Origin of the sequence: Sporomusa termitida (assembly GCF_007641255.1) — a bacterium.
GTDB lineage: Bacteria > Bacillota > Negativicutes > Sporomusales > Sporomusaceae > Sporomusa > Sporomusa termitida.
This window is the reverse complement of sequence record NZ_CP036259.1, coordinates 899,037-916,736: the sequence shown is the minus strand read 5'-3', so window position 1 is coordinate 916,736 and position 17,700 is coordinate 899,037. Positions and strand designations below refer to the sequence as shown.

Annotated in this window: 14 protein-coding genes; 2 read left to right on the top strand and 12 right to left on the bottom strand. The window is 41.7% G+C overall.

The annotated features are described in order from the left end of the window. Nucleotides 1-544: 544 nt before the first annotated feature. The 7 genes from SPTER_RS04085 to SPTER_RS04055 form a co-directional block, all read right to left on the bottom strand. The gene (locus SPTER_RS04085; protein WP_246105480.1) at nucleotides 545-2,455 is read right to left on the bottom strand and encodes a TonB-dependent receptor plug domain-containing protein; all 1,911 of its coding nucleotides are present in this window, start codon (nucleotides 2,453-2,455) and stop codon (nucleotides 545-547) included. A 727-nt stretch (nucleotides 2,456-3,182) separates the two neighbouring features. Next, on the bottom strand, nucleotides 3,183-4,106 hold the full coding sequence (locus tag SPTER_RS04080) for an aminoglycoside phosphotransferase family protein (RefSeq protein ID WP_144349177.1): 924 nt from the start codon (nucleotides 4,104-4,106) through the stop codon (nucleotides 3,183-3,185). A gap of 472 nt (nucleotides 4,107-4,578) precedes the next feature. Next, the gene (locus tag SPTER_RS04075) at nucleotides 4,579-4,986 is read right to left on the bottom strand and encodes a MarR family winged helix-turn-helix transcriptional regulator (protein ID WP_211367449.1); all 408 of its coding nucleotides are present in this window, start codon (nucleotides 4,984-4,986) and stop codon (nucleotides 4,579-4,581) included. Between the two features lie 214 nt (nucleotides 4,987-5,200). Continuing rightward, nucleotides 5,201-5,605 carry a VOC family protein gene (locus tag SPTER_RS04070; protein ID WP_144349175.1) on the bottom strand — a complete coding sequence of 135 codons (405 nt, stop codon included), beginning with the start codon at nucleotides 5,603-5,605 and terminating at the stop codon, nucleotides 5,201-5,203. Between the two features lie 103 nt (nucleotides 5,606-5,708). Beyond that, a complete protein-coding gene (locus SPTER_RS04065) occupies nucleotides 5,709-6,011 on the bottom strand; it encodes a TIGR04076 family protein (RefSeq protein ID WP_144349174.1) in 303 nt (100 codons plus the stop codon). 437 nt (nucleotides 6,012-6,448) lie between these two features. Further along, nucleotides 6,449-7,483 (bottom strand): alpha/beta hydrolase, encoded by a 1,035-nt coding sequence (locus SPTER_RS04060; RefSeq protein ID WP_144349173.1) that lies wholly within the window; start codon nucleotides 7,481-7,483, stop codon nucleotides 6,449-6,451. 151 nt (nucleotides 7,484-7,634) lie between these two features. After that, a complete protein-coding gene (locus SPTER_RS04055; protein ID WP_211367447.1) occupies nucleotides 7,635-9,710 on the bottom strand; it encodes a TonB-dependent receptor domain-containing protein in 2,076 nt (691 codons plus the stop codon). 410 nt (nucleotides 9,711-10,120) lie between these two features. On the opposite strand from SPTER_RS04055, the gene SPTER_RS04050 reads away from it, so the two are divergent. After that, complete coding sequence (locus SPTER_RS04050) at nucleotides 10,121-11,008, top strand: LysR family transcriptional regulator (RefSeq protein WP_144349172.1); 888 nt, start codon at nucleotides 10,121-10,123, stop codon at nucleotides 11,006-11,008. Between the two features lie 40 nt (nucleotides 11,009-11,048). Here SPTER_RS04050 and SPTER_RS04045 read toward each other — a convergent pair whose 3' ends face one another. From SPTER_RS04045 to SPTER_RS04035, 3 genes are all read right to left on the bottom strand, one after another. Continuing rightward, the gene (locus SPTER_RS04045; RefSeq protein ID WP_144349171.1) at nucleotides 11,049-11,807 is read right to left on the bottom strand and encodes a transposase; all 759 of its coding nucleotides are present in this window, start codon (nucleotides 11,805-11,807) and stop codon (nucleotides 11,049-11,051) included. A gap of 63 nt (nucleotides 11,808-11,870) precedes the next feature. Further along, entirely contained in the window at nucleotides 11,871-12,521 is a 651-nt protein-coding gene (locus tag SPTER_RS04040) for a pentapeptide repeat-containing protein (protein ID WP_170233138.1), read from the bottom strand. A 235-nt stretch (nucleotides 12,522-12,756) separates the two neighbouring features. Then, nucleotides 12,757-13,578 carry an epoxyqueuosine reductase gene (locus SPTER_RS04035; RefSeq protein WP_144349169.1) on the bottom strand — a complete coding sequence of 274 codons (822 nt, stop codon included), beginning with the start codon at nucleotides 13,576-13,578 and terminating at the stop codon, nucleotides 12,757-12,759. Between the two features lie 301 nt (nucleotides 13,579-13,879). On the opposite strand from SPTER_RS04035, the gene SPTER_RS04030 reads away from it, so the two are divergent. Further along, nucleotides 13,880-14,653: a basic amino acid ABC transporter substrate-binding protein gene (locus tag SPTER_RS04030; protein ID WP_144349168.1), complete on the top strand. Its 774-nt coding sequence runs from the start codon at nucleotides 13,880-13,882 to the stop codon at nucleotides 14,651-14,653. A gap of 325 nt (nucleotides 14,654-14,978) precedes the next feature. Here SPTER_RS04030 and SPTER_RS04020 read toward each other — a convergent pair whose 3' ends face one another. Further along, complete coding sequence (locus SPTER_RS04020) at nucleotides 14,979-16,103, bottom strand: radical SAM protein (protein ID WP_144349167.1); 1,125 nt, start codon at nucleotides 16,101-16,103, stop codon at nucleotides 14,979-14,981. A gap of 490 nt (nucleotides 16,104-16,593) precedes the next feature. Then, nucleotides 16,594-17,442: a hypothetical protein gene (locus SPTER_RS04015; RefSeq protein WP_144349166.1), complete on the bottom strand. Its 849-nt coding sequence runs from the start codon at nucleotides 17,440-17,442 to the stop codon at nucleotides 16,594-16,596. Nucleotides 17,443-17,700 lie beyond the last annotated feature (258 nt).

Genomic DNA, 17,700 nt, shown 5'->3' with positions numbered 1-17,700 from the left:
TACAGATGAGCCGGACGGCAGGAAGTTTCTACAAAAACAATCCCCTGGTAAAAAAGCTCTCTTGGTTACTTCGCAATGCGTACCGTTGCCTATCGGTTTGCTTTTCCTGCTTCATAAGCTTTTGATAAAAATTTTTGATTATTAGCCGCGGTGTTGGGGTCTCCGCCGCCTGTTAGTAAAATGGTATCAACTACATGTAAGCCAAACATCTTCAGCAAAGCTTCATTGAATTGAAAGGATGCCTGAAAAGACTGCGCATTGGGATCTCCTTGCGAATATACCGCTTTTATTTTATTGCTGCCTTTCCGCCACAGCTTTAAGCGCTTGAAAAGGTGACCACGTGCGTGGCATTATACGGCAAGGGTTTCTGCGTGCCGCAATAAGCTCGATGAGACTTACGGCCGTAGCTATTTTCCAGTCGTCTGTGTCTCGCCAAGAATGTTGATTATATAAACAACTACCTACAGGTAACACTGATATGAATGAAAACGGGCACTGTCCACTAAAAATCTGGACAGTGCCCGCTAAACCACTCCATTGTATCTTAAATGCGGTGCTCCAAACCAAAAATAAAATTGCGTTTAGCCATCGGATAAGCCAAACCAGTACCCCAAGTACTTCCTCCTTTTACCGAATAGGATTCATCTGATAAATTATAGCCTTTTAAATACAACTTGGTTTCGGGTTTAATTCGATAATTAACAGTCATATCAAGAACGGCATAATGACTGCTGCCAAAAGACTCTGCGTCCCGACCGCTGGCAGCCCGCAATGTTACCCCTGCATCCCACTGCGCCTGCGTATATTGAACATTAAGCCGGTATCCGTTGGGCTGGCTATTGTCTATGTCATTCGTAAACCCAGTTGAACCTGTGCTTGCATCTTTGTTTTCCACTTTTACATAGGAATAACCGGCAGCGACGCTCCATTGATCCGATAATTTATGAGCTAAGGTTAAATCCAACCCCCGTCGTTTCTGTTCATCTATATTATAGGCAAATCCTGGCTGGTTTGTATAGTCATAAGCAATAGCGTCCTCTACCCGGCTTTTAAAAACACTTAACTGCAAATTTGTATTCCGGTCAAATTCTGTATTCATACCAAGTGTGATGGTATCTCCTGTCTCCGGACGGAGGTCAGGATTTCCCACGAACCAGGGGGCATTACTGAATAAATCTTCTACTGTCGGCGATTTTACAAATTGTCCCCAAGAGGCAAACACATTTGTTTTTTTATTCAATTTGCGATTTGCCGTTACACGCGAGGTAATATGATTGCCGATTATGCTGTGATCATCATAACGCGAACCTAATGTCACTGTCCAATCATGGGGCAACTTCCAATTATCTTCCAGATAAATTGCTTTTGTGGTATAAGAATCATCAATAACTTGACTAACATACTCATAGTCATTCTGCCGCCAGTCAGCTCCACCGACTAAAGTATGCTGGTCATTTAACTGCATTCTCTGCTGCCATTCCATGCCGACGGCACTGCGGTCAACTTGGTAACTAATTGTAGAACCATCAAAAGAAGTGTGTTCATCACTGGAACTATGGCGATAAACCCTGAAAAAGCCATCTTTGCTCAAGTTATAAGTCAAGGCAACATTATTATCCCGCGAACTGCCGTAGCCGTAGGGATAATTGTGATAATATCCAGGGGCTTTCATACTGAAACCGCCATCCTTATCCATATAATTAAACTGCAATGATAAGGATTTTTCGTTATCTAATTCTTTGTCTAAGCGAAAATTTACTGAATCCTGCTCTCCATAAGTTTGGGCAAATTCTTTAGTATAGCCGTCTTTATCTTTATATTTATAATTATCCTGTTTTTTTCTTTCAGCCGTAATAAAATAGCTAAAACCATTGTCCAATTTATTTTCATCCGAAAAAGCATAGCGCCTCTGCCCCCAGCTGCCGGCTTCGGTCGTTAAGGTGGTATTTCCACCAGTTGTCTTGCGCGTAATGATGTTAATAACCCCGCCTACAGCATCGCTGCCATACAAAGAAGATGACGGGCCGCGTACGATTTCAATTCGCTCAATATTTTTAACTGGTATGTTAGTAAGATTAAATCCCCCTGCACTGCCGCTGATGATAATCTGATCCCAATTCATCCTACGGCCATCCACCAGGATCAGCACCCGCTTATCCCCGTTTAGAAAAGGAATAGCACCGCCCCCGCCCTCCTCAACAGCAATATTAACCTTTCTCAACATTTCCGGTACGCTGGCATAATTGCCCCTGTCGATTTCTTCCCGATTAATGACCGTCACATTAGCCGCCACTTCGGTTGCTTTAACCGGCATCCTATTGGCTGTAATGACATACTCATCAAAGCTGAATTCTTCCGGTACAGACTCCGCTGCCGAAACTTGTCCGGCCAGGCCGAACAGGAGAACGCCGCTCATCAGCGAGCATAAAATTTTAGGCGTTTTTTGTTTACCCATGCTAGTTTCCTCCCAATTGTAAGGCAATGTGTCTTTTACCTGTGCTTACGGTAATGATATGTAGTGCTATCACAAACTTCCTACTAAAATGACCTGAAGTCTATACTCCTTTCCTATTTTTTCTCTGTCTCTGCTGCCGCTAAGCCTGTCCTCGCTGGAACCGGTGGTTTAAACCTGAAACTATAATTTTACGAGCAGCATTAGAAAAATTATAATGATTTCAGACAATAAGTTGACTTAATCAGTCAGCTTATTGTAATTGATATTGATTATCACAATCAATATCAATTACAATAATAAGCTCCCACCTTTTTTAAGTCAATAAATTATTTAAAATTTTGCGAAGGAATCCAAACTCGCCTTTCCGGCGTTTAAAAACAACTTCGCTTGTGTTCCGTGCGTTGACCGGCAAGGCTTAGCGCTCGCTATGCAGGTGTGAAGGGCGCTTCTCGATTTCATTACATAACTAAAAAGCTTTGGTTCCAAATTTTTATGTATTTTTATGAAAAAACACCTCTTAATAAAAAATTCACCCAAACATACGTTTAGGCGATTGATTTCCTCACAATGCAGCGACAGCATAGTTGACGATTCTAGTTAAACCGTTTCTACCATACCCTACCAAGCATGATTTAGATATTAAATAATAATGTAATATCGTTCCTGGTTGTGCTAAATTGTCTAGTGCTAATATTCGTTGTGTGAAGCATACTTTTCATGACCAACATCATTGGCCAATACAATTACTGTATGGTAAATACCATTTTGGAACAAACGTTTGAAATTGATCATACCATTTCAATACATAACCTGCCTGGTCACACATGATATCAACCTGCTCTTGTCCATATGGAATAGCCCACGGTACAGATGATAAAAGATTAGATGCAATATAAAGTGCCATTAATCGAAAAAATACTTCCGGTACATCATTTTCAAAATATCCATTTATCCGTCCTGCTGCAAATACACTACTTACATTTGCACACCAAACAATACGATTAAACTCTTCCCATGGGTCACCATAGTCCAATCTATCAAAATCTATAATACCTATTTCACCATTTTGAGTAATTACCATATTGCCAATGTGAAAATCACCATGCTGGAATGTTTGCGGACGATTCTCCAGAAGAGATCTATTTGTCTCAATATAATCTATAATTTTGTCAGCACCATGAATTTCAATACCACATGCATAATATTTATTGATATTACGATCAATTTTACGATTAAAGCGATTTGTCCATAGACTGTAATTTGCCGGTGCAGGAATTGAATGCAGCTTTCTCAATGCTTCTCCTGCCTTTACCCCAAGTTTATACTGTTCGTCATTATTTAAAGTGCAAAGAACATCTTTTAAGTCTTCCCCGCTAAGCCACGATAACACAAAGTAGACATGCTTTCCGCTATTACAAACACCAAAATCTATTGGTCTTGATATTAACACATCCATTTCATCAAGACGTTTCAATGTCTCATAATCTTTTTTTCTAACTTCATATTTGGAGATATCAGAAATACGCAATTGCAATTCCATTCCTCGATTAGTTACAATGTGATATTTTTTATCATCAGACCACCCTTTATTAATGGGCTCAACTGTTTTCCACTTATCTGAACCTGATATTTCACCAAAGTCTGCTTTCACTTTCTGCTCCTCCAAATCAGGCTTCTCAATAATTGATAATATTTCTAAAAAAATTCCTTATTTAACAAAAAACTCCTGCCAAATCACTACAAGGTCACCAGGAGTTCCTCAGTTCTTTTTCTATTTATACAAAATATCCAGCTCATCTTCCCTGTCATATACAATCTCCTCAATCAATAATTTAAATGCTCGTTTCTGTTCATAAGCGACATAAGGAACATCCGGGGATGTCAGAGTGTGCGAAAACAGTCTAACGTCCCCATTGTCATTACTACCTCTTGAAATATTTACCATCATCAGGGTTATTTTCCACAACATGTAAGGCACTCAAAATAGACATAAGGCAATGCTTTGGCCCTATGTCTATTCAAAGTTTACAGGTCCTTCCTTATAAAAACTGTCCGCCTAAAGTGTAGCCATATCTCTTCTAATCACTTTTTTCTATATGTTAATTGCCCAGATAACGCTTTCTTTAATATAACCTCTTGAAAGGCTTTATCATGTTCATAGGCAATAGATTCCTCAACACTTCAGCGTCAAGCTGTCTAACAAACTCCATTCCTTGAGGAATAACTTCTCTGGCCTTTGCGGTCAAAGAAATTACTATTGAACGACGGTCCTCAGGGTCATCTTGACGGAGAATAAATCTGTTTCGTTCAAGTCGATCCAAAATACCCGTAAGAGTTGAACCTTCAATATTAACACTTTTAGCTAGGTCTTTAAATTTTGCTTCGTTATTTACCCATAAATAACTCAGTACATAGAATTGCGAGGGAGTAATCCCCAACGGTGTAAGATGTCTTTCGTAATACCGCTGGATTACACGCATAGCTTTGTTAAGTCTAAAACATATGTACTGGTCAGGATATTCTTGTTTCATTTTCTCAACCATCCATTTTGGTAGTAATAGTATATAGCAATTTTATTATATCATTATCAGGGGGGCCTCGCCATTATTCTGTAATAAGGTATTATCTTATTATAGAAACAACCTATTAATTTTTGAATTAAAGGTTGCTTTAATATTAAGTGTGTGCTTCTTGCACTAACGCAGAAAATGCATATACTCGGTATATGATGACGTGAATATAAATTCACCAAACGACAAAACAAAACGGATGCCCCACCGGGTCAAGCATGACCGTCCACTCGTCGCAGTACTGAATGCCTGCTTTCGTTGCGCCACATGAAATTGCGTGTTTCACAGCACGTTCCATATCTTCCTTACTTGGTACCGCAAAGTCGATGTGCAGCATCTGCTGCTGCGCATTAGGTTCTTCTGGCCAAACAGGCGCAACATAGTTAGTATTGGTTTGAAAGGCGATCTTAACACCGCCCACCGGAGAACGGATGTCTAGAAAATCCCCTTCCTCTACAAAATCCTTTTCCCATCCAAGCATCCGAATATAAAAATCAGACAAAGCCTGAATATCGGGACAATCAAGTACAATTGACTTCAATTTGATTGTGGGTATGCTATTTTGATTTATGTTATTCATTTTACTGCTCCTTCCACAATATAAAGCTTCATTATAGCCCACTGGTGTTCAAATCCCTCCCCCGCTTCATAGAGTCAAAAGGATTTAGCGTCTCTCTTAAGGTTTATTGCGACTGCTTAATTGCTTCTAATCTAAACTTTACAATACCATCCGGACAGTCAAATTCTATTATATTTTCTTGGCATCCGCCAAGGTTACGCAAATTGCCGCCACTACGTACTGCCTCCATGAGCGGAAAAGACTTCAACATGCTTTTGGAACAAAAACCACCGGGACAAGCATAACCGCAGATGTATTGATCACCAGGCTGATGACCATTTCGGCAATGATTTTGTGGCTCATTATTGGGTTTAATAGATAATACGATTATTTTAAAGCTCCATTCTCCACTATACCATTTTTTCACAAACAATTCCTCCTCTCATCCCAACAATTCTACAGCTTTTTCTACCAAATTCTCTTTCGTTAAGTCTTTGGTTATTTTTATATAGGTATCCCCTATTATATCCATATCGTTGCGCCAATTTAGTTGCAAGGGTTGTTTTCCCACTCATGGGGCTACCGCCGATGAGTATCACCTTCACATTCTTAAACAAGCAATTTTTTCCCTTAAAAAGTGCAATGTATACAACACTTCTCCGTCAATCTGCGCAAATTTAAAAGCCACAGCTACTATTAAAGAATAGCCATGGCTCACCCATTCGTTAAATTGGATTTAAATTCCTATATACTTTTCCCTATTCTCAAGATATTAGCTACAGAAAACAAAACTCCTGCCAAATTAATACAAATTTAGCAGGAGTTTCTCATTTATCTTAAATTATTTATACAAAACGTCCAACCTTATTCCATTATCTTCTCTATCGCCGCCTTCTGCCGCTCCTCCAACTTGGACGGCTTCAGGGCAAAAGAGAGCGCATCCGCCACAGCATAAGGCAACATGGAGCCATGGCTTTCGTCAGCCTGCTCCTTAAAGCTTATGTGAAGGCCGGGTAGTCCCCCTAAGGCGGCAGCGATCTCCTTTCCCCTTGGTCCGGAGCGGAGCTTCGCCAGCGAGGCGGCTTCAGCCTTAGAGATCCCTTTCCGCAGAGCCTGTTTGCCGGAGGTTTCTACCAACAGGCGAACAGGCGCTTTTTCATTCCTTGCCTGTTCGCTCTCCAAAAAGTTGGAGTGTTCCAATAGAACCGAACCGCCATTCCACCATATGGCCGGATCGGCGGCCACATAAGTTTGGAACGAGGCGGGATAGGTATATAAGGTATGCAGGACAAATAAGCCAGCCAGGGAATGGCCGAATAAGGTCTGCTGGCGACGGTCGATCGGCGCAAGCTTCTCAATAACCGGCTTCAGCTCCGTTTCGATGGAGGCGAAGAAGGTGTCCTGACCGCCGGTCGCGAGGGGCCGCTTGCCCTTAAGCCCGTTGGGGATCAGATCCGGCGAGGTAGGCGGCGTGAGATCGAAGTAACGCCTGTCAATGTCGGTACCCGAATCAACTGGATAGCCTACCCCAACCGTTACTACCGGACAAAAGCCGGCATCCGTTTGGGCAGCCCGCATCATCGGAAAAGTCATGTTTCCGTCAAGCAGGTATATCACCGGGTAACCATTGGCGGGCACGGGGCCAACTGGCACTGAAACGAAAATACGATACTTGCCGCCATGTTTTTGGAAGTAAAGATCAAAGGTTTTAATCTGGTATTCAGGCAGTCCGTCCACCGAAGAACTGGCAATATCCGCCGGCAAACCGTCCGGGGTCGCAGGTATCCTAGTCTGATTAAATGCCCCTGCTTCCCGGCCAAAGGCGCCTGCGCCTATACTCAAAAGAAAAATAGCGCAAACCAGGCTTGTCCACTTGTTAATTTTATAGCGGTGTTTCATTGTTTAAATAACCCCTTTTTCTTGTTTCATGTAATATCGCCCCGCTTGCTGTCGCATTGGAAGCCAGACTAAGAAACAGAGTAAAACCGGTAAAAACAGCAATGCAGATTCGGATTCCGCATCTGCATTGCCAAGGAAGCGCTTGGGCGATTTAGAAATTGTAGTTCATGGATACCCAATAGTTCCGCCCCGTCAAGTAGGTGCCGGCTGATTCTTTTCCCGTGGAGAAATATTTATAGTAAGTCCCCCCATTGATAACGACGGCTTCGCCGAAATCTTTATCCAGCACATTATTGACTGCGAAATTCAGCGTGACATTCTCGGACAGCTTACGGGATACGCCCAGGTCAAGCACGGTATAGGCTTTAAAGTACTGGCCAAGCGCGTCGACAACCCCTTGTTCTGTAGCGCTAAGCTGTTTTCTGGTGTAGCGGTTCATCTTGCCGCGGTATTCCGCCCTCAGCCAGGTGGTGGTCTTTTCGTCCGTTTGCCAGTTCAACCGCGCGTTTACCGCATTTTTCGGTATATTGTTGAGTGGAGCGCCGTCATTATCGCCGCCGATCTGTTCGGTCATTGTATAGGTATAGTTCAGGTTTAGTGACAAGTCTTCAGCCAGCGGAATCTTGCTGCCGAATTCAAGCCCGTTGGTCTTGGCTTTGCCTACATTTTCGTAAGTTTGCGCCTGATGGCCGTCAATTACACCAAGGTCAACACCACCATTGATTTTATTTTTGAAATCAGTGTGGAACAGGGTGGCGTTTGCGCTGAAGCCGCTAGGAGACTGATAATAAAAGCCCACTTCCTTATTTACGCTTTCCTCCGGCTTGAGGTCGGGGTTGCCGTAAACATGGATCGGATCTGGATTGCCAGCCCCGCCGGTAAAGCCGCTAACACCGTCCACCGACTGCGACAGGGTAGGGGCTTTAAAACCGGTGCTGACGCCGCCTTTCAGCGTCCACTTGTCATCGGCCTTCCAGACCAAGTAGCCCCGCGGGCTGACATGTCCGCCCAAATAACGATGACGGTCATACCGCGCACCATAAGTCAGGGCCAGATCATCCTGCAGCCGCCATTCGTCTTCCGCAAACAGCGAGGCGGTTTGATTGCTGAGTTTGCCCACGCCGCCGATGGTCAACGCCCCATCCTCCAGTTTTTCATGCCAGTACCGGCCGCCAACGGTCAACCTATGCACCTCGCTGACCGGCGCAACCAGTTTGGTCTCAAAGATAATGTTAGGGTTCTTCAGCTTGCGGTCAGTATTGTTGTGCATATATCCTTTCAATTCGGTGCTGTTATAGGTCAGGGTTGTGTGCCAGTCGCCATAGGAAACTTTATTATCGCTGCCTACCGTCAGCTTGTCGCGTTCAATACGCCTGTCCACCTTTCCGCCGTAATCGCTGATGGCCGTATCGGCGTCCAGCCAGAGACTGTTCTGGTCATCCTGTTTCCACGTTACTTTGCCGCCCAGACTGTAGTTTCTGAGTGGAGAAGGATTGGCGGCCGCTCCTGCGTCGGGCAATACATTGCCCAGAGCATCCTTACCAGAGGATCCGGCCCGCCGGAGAAAGTTGCCGCGCAAGGCCAGCCCCACTTTATCTTCGGTCACGGGGCCACTCGAATAGAAAGAATAACGGGAGATGCTTCCCCTGTCCGAATCTTCGTAAAAGGTGTGATCAAGCGTCAGATTATGGCGCCACTCGTCGTCCACCTTTTTGGTAATGATATTTACCACGCCGCCCAAAGCCTCAGAACCATACAAGGTCGACATCGGACCGCGAATGATCTCAATACGCTCGATGGTCGCCAGCGGCGGTACGAAGCTGCCGACCCCGGCAATAAAGCCGTTAGGTCCGACATCCGTTGTCCCATTTTGAGGAATGCCGTCGATCAAAAACAACGTATATTCGCTGCCCAGACCACGGATGCTGATATTCGCCACCCCCATTCTGCCGGTAGAGGAGCCGCGCACATCAACCCCTTCCACATCGGACAATATGCCCCCAAGATCGGTATAGCCGCGGCGGTTGATTTCTTCCTTCGTAATAACGGTAATACTGGCCGGCGCATCGGCAATATCCTGTTCGAAGCCGGAAGCCGTTACCACCACCTCGTCAAACTGGTAAACATAATCCTCTTCAGCGGCGTAAGCCGGCAAACTCATTGCAACACTAAGACTGATCGCCAAAATCCCGATCTTGCTTTTATTCGGTTTGTTATCAAAACTCACTGAAATTCCCTCCACAGTAAAAATTAAGCCTTACCCGCTAGATGAATCTCACCTATGCAGCTTGTTTATACCGGTAATATCCGGCTCTATTCCGCTCTCCCACCGTACCACATTCCGTCTATCCCATCATGAGCTCCCGCCATATGCCGTGGGTTCCATGTTGCCCCCGGCTTCCTGTAACATGGCCGGTGACTCAGTCCCATATAGAAGCACCATGATTAAACCAGATATCGTTGTATTTTCACTCCTTTCTGCGCTGCCTCTCCTTTTGATAGAAAACAACTTATAAAACGATAATGCGAATCATTATCATATTGTTTGTTAAAGTATAAATTAAAAAATTGATAAATACTAGTACATATTTTATAATTAAATCATAACAAATTGTGTGTTAATCAAAGGAGACTCCTATGGATTTATTGCAGTTGAAATACTTTCAGGCGGTGGCCAAAATTGAACACATGACAAAGGCTGCGCAAATCTTACAAATCGCGCAACCTGCTCTTAGTGCAACTATCGCTCGCTTGGAAGCAGATGTAGGCGTTCCATTGTTTAACCGGGCCGGGCGAAATATTGTGTTGAACGAATACGGAAAAGTATTATTAATGAGGGCAACCCGCGCACTGAATGAACTTGAGGCAGCACGCCAGGAGATTGGCGATCTGTCAGGAAGCAAATTTGGCTATGTATCTTTTGCGTCTACCGCTATGAACAAGCATTTTTGTGACCTCTTAGCTTCCTTTGCCCAACTTCATCCAAAAGTAAATTTTCAGCTTACGCAGACAACGGATGAGAATGCCAAATTGAGTTTACTGGAAAACGGAGAAGTTGATTTTATTTTTGTGATTAAGAAAATTAAACGGTCAGACGTCGTTTGCATTCCCTTGGTGGAAAAAGATGTTTTTCTGGCTGTACCTGCGGCGCATCGTTTGGCTAACCGGCATACTGTTTCTCTCCAGGAACTGGCCGGAGAGTCTTTCATTACCCTAAAGGCGGATCATAGTATTCAGGAATTCTGCTATTCCATGTGTCTCAAAAGAGGAATTGTACCAAAGGTTATATGTAAAAGTGACAGCGCTCAGGGACTTGTTAACTTAGTAGCTGCCGGGTTTGGCGTAGCCTTTTTTCCAGCACCGAGGAAGTATGTACCGAATTTGCCGTTTGTTTTAATAAAAATTGAGGATTTTGACTATAACAACTTCCTTTATCTTGCCTGGAAGGAGAAACGATACTTTTCAAAAGCAGCGCTGCAGTTTCGGGAATATATCATTCAGAATGGACCGGATACACTAAACTAAAGGGACACGGGGACAGGTTCACTGTCCCTTTTTTTTGCGTCTATATTCTATCTATTACACTTTTTGCTATTCCTGTAACCCTTGCTAATTGCCGTATTGTAATACCTTTTCTTTTTTTCATCCTGCGTATTATTTCATCGCGCTTTTCTTTATGTAGCTGTTGTAATTGACTAATGTTTTGTATTCCCATTTCATTTAAGTAATTAATTACTGCTTTATCTGATAGTACTACTTTTTCTATATAGTCTAAACATTTATCCATATTATTTTCCTGGTTATAATCCTTGAATAATGCTACGGCTTTTGCTCTATCATCTGAAAAAATATCTAACGCCAAATCTATATCGCTAATTCCAGGATTCCCGATATAGTCATGATAACTACTCCATAGATACTTACTTACATTTTGTGTAATTCCGGCTTGTAACGGATTTTGATGGATATAACGCAAAACCACGAGAAAATACGCGTCTGTTTCTACTACTTCACTTTTATATCGTTCTTGAAATAAATGCCCACATCTCTCATATTTTTGATTGTACCAATACACATAACTGCTGCTGATTCTCTTTATTATTTGCGATATTGATTCTTCTTGCTCTTTTATCAATAAATGAATGTGATTATCCATTAAACAATAGCCATATAACATATAATTGCTCAGCTTTTTATAAGTTCCGAGCGTTTCCAAGAATCTTTTTCTATCCTCTTCTTCTTCGAATATATTTTGTTTATTTATTCCCCTTAACATTAGATGATATATTCCACTTTCACTTTTCTCTCTAGCTTCTCTTGGCATTAAATCACCTCCAAACTAGTATTTATTCTGGGACAAGGTACCTGTCCCCATGTCCCTGCCCCGCTACTCCTTTATAACCACGCCAAAGATATTAGCAAGAGCGATGGCTTGTTCGGGAGCGATGATACAATTGCGAAGATCATCTGCCGTTAGGGCTAGTTGATAAAATTGACAAGTGCTAAGATCAATTCCCGCAAGTTTAGTACCCGAAAATTGAACTTTATCGAGATTACAGCGGACAAAGCTTACGTCAGTTAGCGTGGCAGAATAGAGATCAGCTTCAGCGAAAGAAGTGTTGTGAAAGTTACTTTTTTTACACTTGAAGTAACGCAGGACGGCGTAAGCGGCATTGCAGTTATCAAAGACAACATTTCTTAGAGACGCTTCCGTCATGTTGATACCAACCAACTTGCAGTTGGTTAACCGGACCCGGTCCATAAAGCATTGACCGAAGTCCACATTGGAGAGATCACATTGTTCAAAGACAGTGTCGGTTAGTTTAGCGCAGGGCCAATGAAGGTGATTAAAATCAACGTTTTTAAATAAAACTTGGTCAATAGCAATGTTTTCAGCAGTCTGAGTTTCAAATGTACAGTCTTGTATAATACTAAGTCTCACGCAGTCTTCGTCGTGAAACTCAGTATTATGTGCCAAGGATAATTTGGGAGGCAGATTTGGCGATAACAATTTAGATTTAGCGGATTTTTTGACCAATGATATTCCTCCAGCTAATAACTTTGTTCCGTTATTGGCTCTTGTTAGCCTAATCATCCTGCAACGGCATGACTGATGTCACTTTTACATAAGGCTTATCGTTACCTTCATTACATGCCATTGTCAGATTCCAGTAAACCCAGATAAACTCTAGCTTCGTACACCTTTGAATTTTTCTTCTATAACATGCCCGAATGAACCTCAATAAGCATTAGTCAATAAATTAACTAATTGTTTAATTAGCGCAACTCATTCCAATTGGACATGCGTATTCGCAATTACGGCAATACTTAACTACTTTAACGAGTTGTTTACATTCCTCCGTGATCTGAGTTTCAGCCCTTTCTTCATCAAGCTTCATTTGAATATTGCAGACTAAACGATTATAATGGCCGGTACGGCCTGGCAAATTTTCCTCACCGAACTCCTCGAAAGTGTATATTTTTTGACTAAAAGCTTGCTGTGGACAACCTTTTCGACAATATTCTTCACATTGAACACAAGGATAAAAAGGAATTGGCCCACTAGAAGAAAGCTCTTGGTTAATAGCCAATGCCCGCAAACGTATATGAGATCCGTATTCAGGTGTAATCAGCAGATTATTCTTTCCAACACAACCCATACCAGCCAAAACAGCAGCATCTTTTAAGTAAATACCACCTTTTTCGATATGATACGGCAATGCCACCGATTCTATTTTGTAGTTATCCTGCAACCAATCTTTTAAATCATTCACAATGCGAATTAGTCTCTTATTACCAATGGGATTTGATCTACCATACCAATAATCAAGTTCAGGCTGAGACTGGGGGTGAGCATAGGCAATAACGATAACAGATTGGGCGCCTTTTGGCCAATCGACTTCTCCTAAACTTTTCGTGTGAAGTTTCTCTTCGCGTGCGCCCACACCATTATATTCGGGCATTTTCGGCGCTACCGTAAACGACGGGGCTTGCCGCAAATCATCAATATTGGCTATACCAGCAAGGGTCGCCCCAAATTCTTTGGCTTTTTTTAAAATGGTGGAAGTCAAGTTTATGTAATTTATCGTGCTCATAGCAACCTCTTAACAATAAATAGTTTAATATAACAGATAACCTCTTTCATATTACTACTTTCATACGCAAATGAAAAGTACTGTTATTTCCTACTTGACAAGGCTAACGTTTTTTGTCACAATATTAATTGTAATTATTGTGCTGGCTGATTGGAAAACCAAAGGCTAAGAACTTTTTTGTTCTTAGCCTTTTATATTTTAAACTGAATAAGGGGGACTTTTCAAAATACCTCAAATTTTTACGCCTTACGCAAGGAAGACAAACTACATAAAAAATAATTTTGCAGGGAGGAATCATTGCATGTCAAAAAAATGGCTGACTTTATTAGCGGCAATACTCTTTAGTTTGAGCGTAATTCTCAGTGGCTGTGGAGCCAAGCAGACTTCCACTGCCAACCTATTGCGGGTGGGTTCGGACACCACTTACGCTCCTTTCGGTTTTCAGGATGAAAAAAGCAGGGAATATGTCGGCTTTGATATTGATTTAATTAAAGCTATAGGTAAACAGCTCGGCTATGAGGTAGAAATCCAAAGTATGAACTTTGACGGTCTGATTCCGGCATTGGAAGGCGGTACCATTGATGTAGCCATTTCCGACATGACAATCACTGCCGAACGTTCTCAGAAGGTTAATTTTTCCCAACCGTATTATACAGCCGGTCTCTCAATTGTTGCCAAAGCAGATAATAAGACCATCACAGGTTTCAAAGACTTGGAAGGAAAAAGGCTGGGGGTATCTATTGGTTCAACCGGAGCTGAAGAAGCTCATAAAATAAAGGATGCCACAATAAGTGAGTTTAACAGCATAACGGACGCATTCTTGGAATTAAAGAATGGTGGTGTAGATGCCGTCATTAATGATGCACCGGTAAATGAGTACTATGTGATTAACAAAGGCAATAAAGACGCCAAAATTGTTGGTGAACCTATCAACTCGGAAGATCTCGGCATAGCAACTTCGAAAAAAAATCCAGAGCTCACTGCTAAAATAGATAACGCTTTATCGGAACTTAAGAAAAATGGCGAATATGAAAAAATTTACCTGAAATGGTTTGGTAAAAAACCACCGCAATAACTAATGTAAGGCACGCCAATAGAAAATATGACCTTGACCATACCCCCGACTATGGTTGAGGTCATATTTTTGAGTATCAGAATAAAATTCCCACGCCAAGAAAACATGTTACTTTAATGAACATGTCACCAATGACAGCAGCTCTGGCCAAACAGGCGAAACGTAGTCAGTTGGTTTGAAAGGCGATCTTAACACCGCCCAACCGAGAACGGATGTCTAGAAAATCCCCTTCCTCTACAAAATCCTTTTCCCATCCAAGCATCCGAATATAGCATTTATTGAGGTGTAACTGGCTTTTTAAGAAAAAACCAAATGACACACCATGCTAAAAATCTATCATTTCCGGTTTATAGTCGTCAGGCAATTCTTCTTCATTTAAAAATTTGAAATTGTCATCATTGAGTATTGGTATAAATATTTCGTAGGGAATCATAGAAAACTCACAGGCATAATTACTGGCTCCGAACCACATATTCGCTTTGCTGCTCAAATTTAAAGCTCTTGCAAACTTTGTGTAGTTTGAGCAATCATGAACTGCTAAATCCCAGTTTTCTTCATCAGCTATTTTCATGAATTTCAAAGTTAATTCCCTACTCCAAATTGGCGATATATAGCCATGTCGGCAAATATACATATTTTCCCCATAATAATTACCTATGTTATTCTCATTTAAATGTAATTCCGCACAATTGATAAAATCGAGTTTGGTCGCGAAGATTGCTTGCTTTTTCTTAAAAAATACTGCGAAAAACTCAGGCGTCATTGGCGTTTCAATACCTACACTTGTGATATATTTTTTCGCTAAGCCAATATTTTCAATTACTTTGTCCGAGCAATTAGAAGCACCTAGGTTGAAACGTATCTCATTAAGACCGGCTTCACCTAATGCTTTCAAGGTCTCTTCTGTAGCTAAAGTGCCATTTGTGTATAAATGTTGATGAATTCGAGCATCACTAAATTTTTTTATAAGCGAATAGTATTTTTCAATTTCCATGAATGGCTCTAAATAAACATAGGAAATGCCAGTGGGTTTTTGGTGAATGGCAAGAAGCAAATCAATATCCTTCTCGTAAAATTTTGTGCCGCCAATTTCCCACATACCTTCGCCAACTGGATGAATATCTTCTAGTTCGCCATAATTATAACAGAACTTACACTCTAAATTACATTTGTTCGTTTTCCTAATTGCACTCAAACCAGTACCCAACAGACAAGAACGACATCCTGTGGGGAATTTGCTTTCATTTCCCACAAAAAAAGTTCTATTTTCCAAGGTTTTCAAACTTCTAATTTCCGACATTAGCGTATTATTTCTATGATCAATTGCTGCCTCAATTTGCGCAAAGGTCGAGTAAATGATTTCTTCATGTTTTATACTAATTTCCTCTTCCTCAGACAATTGTGAAAAAAAATCAAACCATAGCAACGCATCTTGCTTTGAAATATTCATAAACGTATCCGCCTATCTGCTTTAATCTAATACTTCACATTATTCGCCAAGTGTAAATACCATTTAAAAATCGGTAGTTGAGCTTGATTACTTATGCTTAGAATAAGCAATCAAGCCATAGTATTTAAATTATACTGGTTTACGCATCAGTTTTCAACACTGTCGCCGGACACTTGGGGATGTTCCTGTTTTGTCACTTTTTTTTGATATCATCCTCCGGATATTTTTGTAGCTCGCTCTATTTGACGAATAGACGAATGCTGGCGGTAGTCGTTGTTCTATCTAATATGAAAGACAGCGGGCTATTTGCCCGCTGCGGTACTTTAGATACTTAACCGTTGCACTGCAATCTATCGCTGCTGCAGTCTCTGTTTGCCCTGCTGCTGTTCATTAGCTGCTGAGGCTAGTCGGAATCATTTGCTGCGTACAGTCGCACTCACAGCCCGGCGTTACCGGCGGCAGCCACTATTACCCGGGCGCTCTGTTTTATCTATTCAGGAAAGATATAATCCAATTTAGCGATACGAAAAAGACACATTACAATAGGCACCACAATTATTGGCACTAAGATAAGCTGCCACGCCGAAATAGCATCAACCCGGGGAACAAAAATATGATATTCTCCTATAATCCAGTATACAAAAGTCAAAAAGGCAATACCAAGCAACCGGTAATGCAAAGGCAACTTCAGACCTATTAATAATGTAATAATCACGCTAGTGATCAAAAGATAGAGGTAAAAAAATCCCTGGTGAAACTTTTCGGGATCCCCTGCCAGGGAAACTTGAAATCTAAATAATTGTCCCCCTTTGTTTGCTAAGAAAACGATTAAATTATGGATGGAAGCATAGGTTAGATAAATGACGGCGAGTCTAAAAATTGTACAGTGCCTCTTTTCCTGAAGCCCTGACCAAATCCTCCTGCTTATTCCATAGAGAATGATAAGCCCGATGCCGGTATAAGCTGATTTCCACCAAAAGTGCTGATATATGCCGAGGGTTGCGAAGTACCAGTCGATACCAGTGAAGATAACCGCAATACCCACCATATATCCCCAGGAAAGGGAAAATGCATTTATGGCTACCGCAGAAGCCGGCACAATGAGGGAGTTAGATATGTATGATCCCAAATAGTTATCCAGCCTTAGGTCCGCCAGAATACCGGGCAAGTAGCGATATGCATCCATTAGTATCAATACTACGATCTCGAACGGGTGAATTATGCCAGCAATAGTTAGCTGCAACACCAGTAACTTCCAATCTTTTCTATGTATTAGCGAAGCAGCCAGCAGGACCAGAGCGATAACAACTAATCCATAGTACCAATAGGCGGATGGCATAACTTTCTCCTATCTCAAAGAAAATATAATTCAGGTTATTATTCCCGGATTAGCATAAATCAGTCAAACAAATGTTACCTTTACATTCATTAGCCAATCCTGTATTTTCCACTATAGTTGTTTAATACAAATTTCAAAAAGCGGGATAAGGAGTTGCCAATGCTTTGCGAGTCAAAAATGTCTTCAAAAACAGCCTATGGGATACTGCGGCGTCCCCCGTTCAATAGACAGAAAAAGCACAAGGATAACATAGTTTTT

Coding starts and splice junctions, on each gene's coding strand:
- SPTER_RS04085 (WP_246105480.1), bottom strand. CDS start 2,455: ATGGGTAAACAAAAAACGCCTAAAATTTTATGCTCGCTGATGAGCGGC.
- SPTER_RS04075 (WP_211367449.1), bottom strand. CDS start 4,986: ATGAAACAAGAATATCCTGACCAGTACATATGTTTTAGACTTAACAAA.
- SPTER_RS04070 (WP_144349175.1), bottom strand. CDS start 5,605: ATGAATAACATAAATCAAAATAGCATACCCACAATCAAATTGAAGTCA.
- SPTER_RS04060 (WP_144349173.1), bottom strand. CDS start 7,483: ATGAAACACCGCTATAAAATTAACAAGTGGACAAGCCTGGTTTGCGCT.
- SPTER_RS04050 (WP_144349172.1), top strand. CDS start 10,121: ATGGATTTATTGCAGTTGAAATACTTTCAGGCGGTGGCCAAAATTGAA.
- SPTER_RS04045 (WP_144349171.1), bottom strand. CDS start 11,807: ATGCCAAGAGAAGCTAGAGAGAAAAGTGAAAGTGGAATATATCATCTA.
- SPTER_RS04035 (WP_144349169.1), bottom strand. CDS start 13,578: ATGAGCACGATAAATTACATAAACTTGACTTCCACCATTTTAAAAAAA.
- SPTER_RS04030 (WP_144349168.1), top strand. CDS start 13,880: ATGTCAAAAAAATGGCTGACTTTATTAGCGGCAATACTCTTTAGTTTG.
- SPTER_RS04020 (WP_144349167.1), bottom strand. CDS start 16,103: ATGAATATTTCAAAGCAAGATGCGTTGCTATGGTTTGATTTTTTTTCA.
- SPTER_RS04015 (WP_144349166.1), bottom strand. CDS start 17,442: ATGCCATCCGCCTATTGGTACTATGGATTAGTTGTTATCGCTCTGGTC.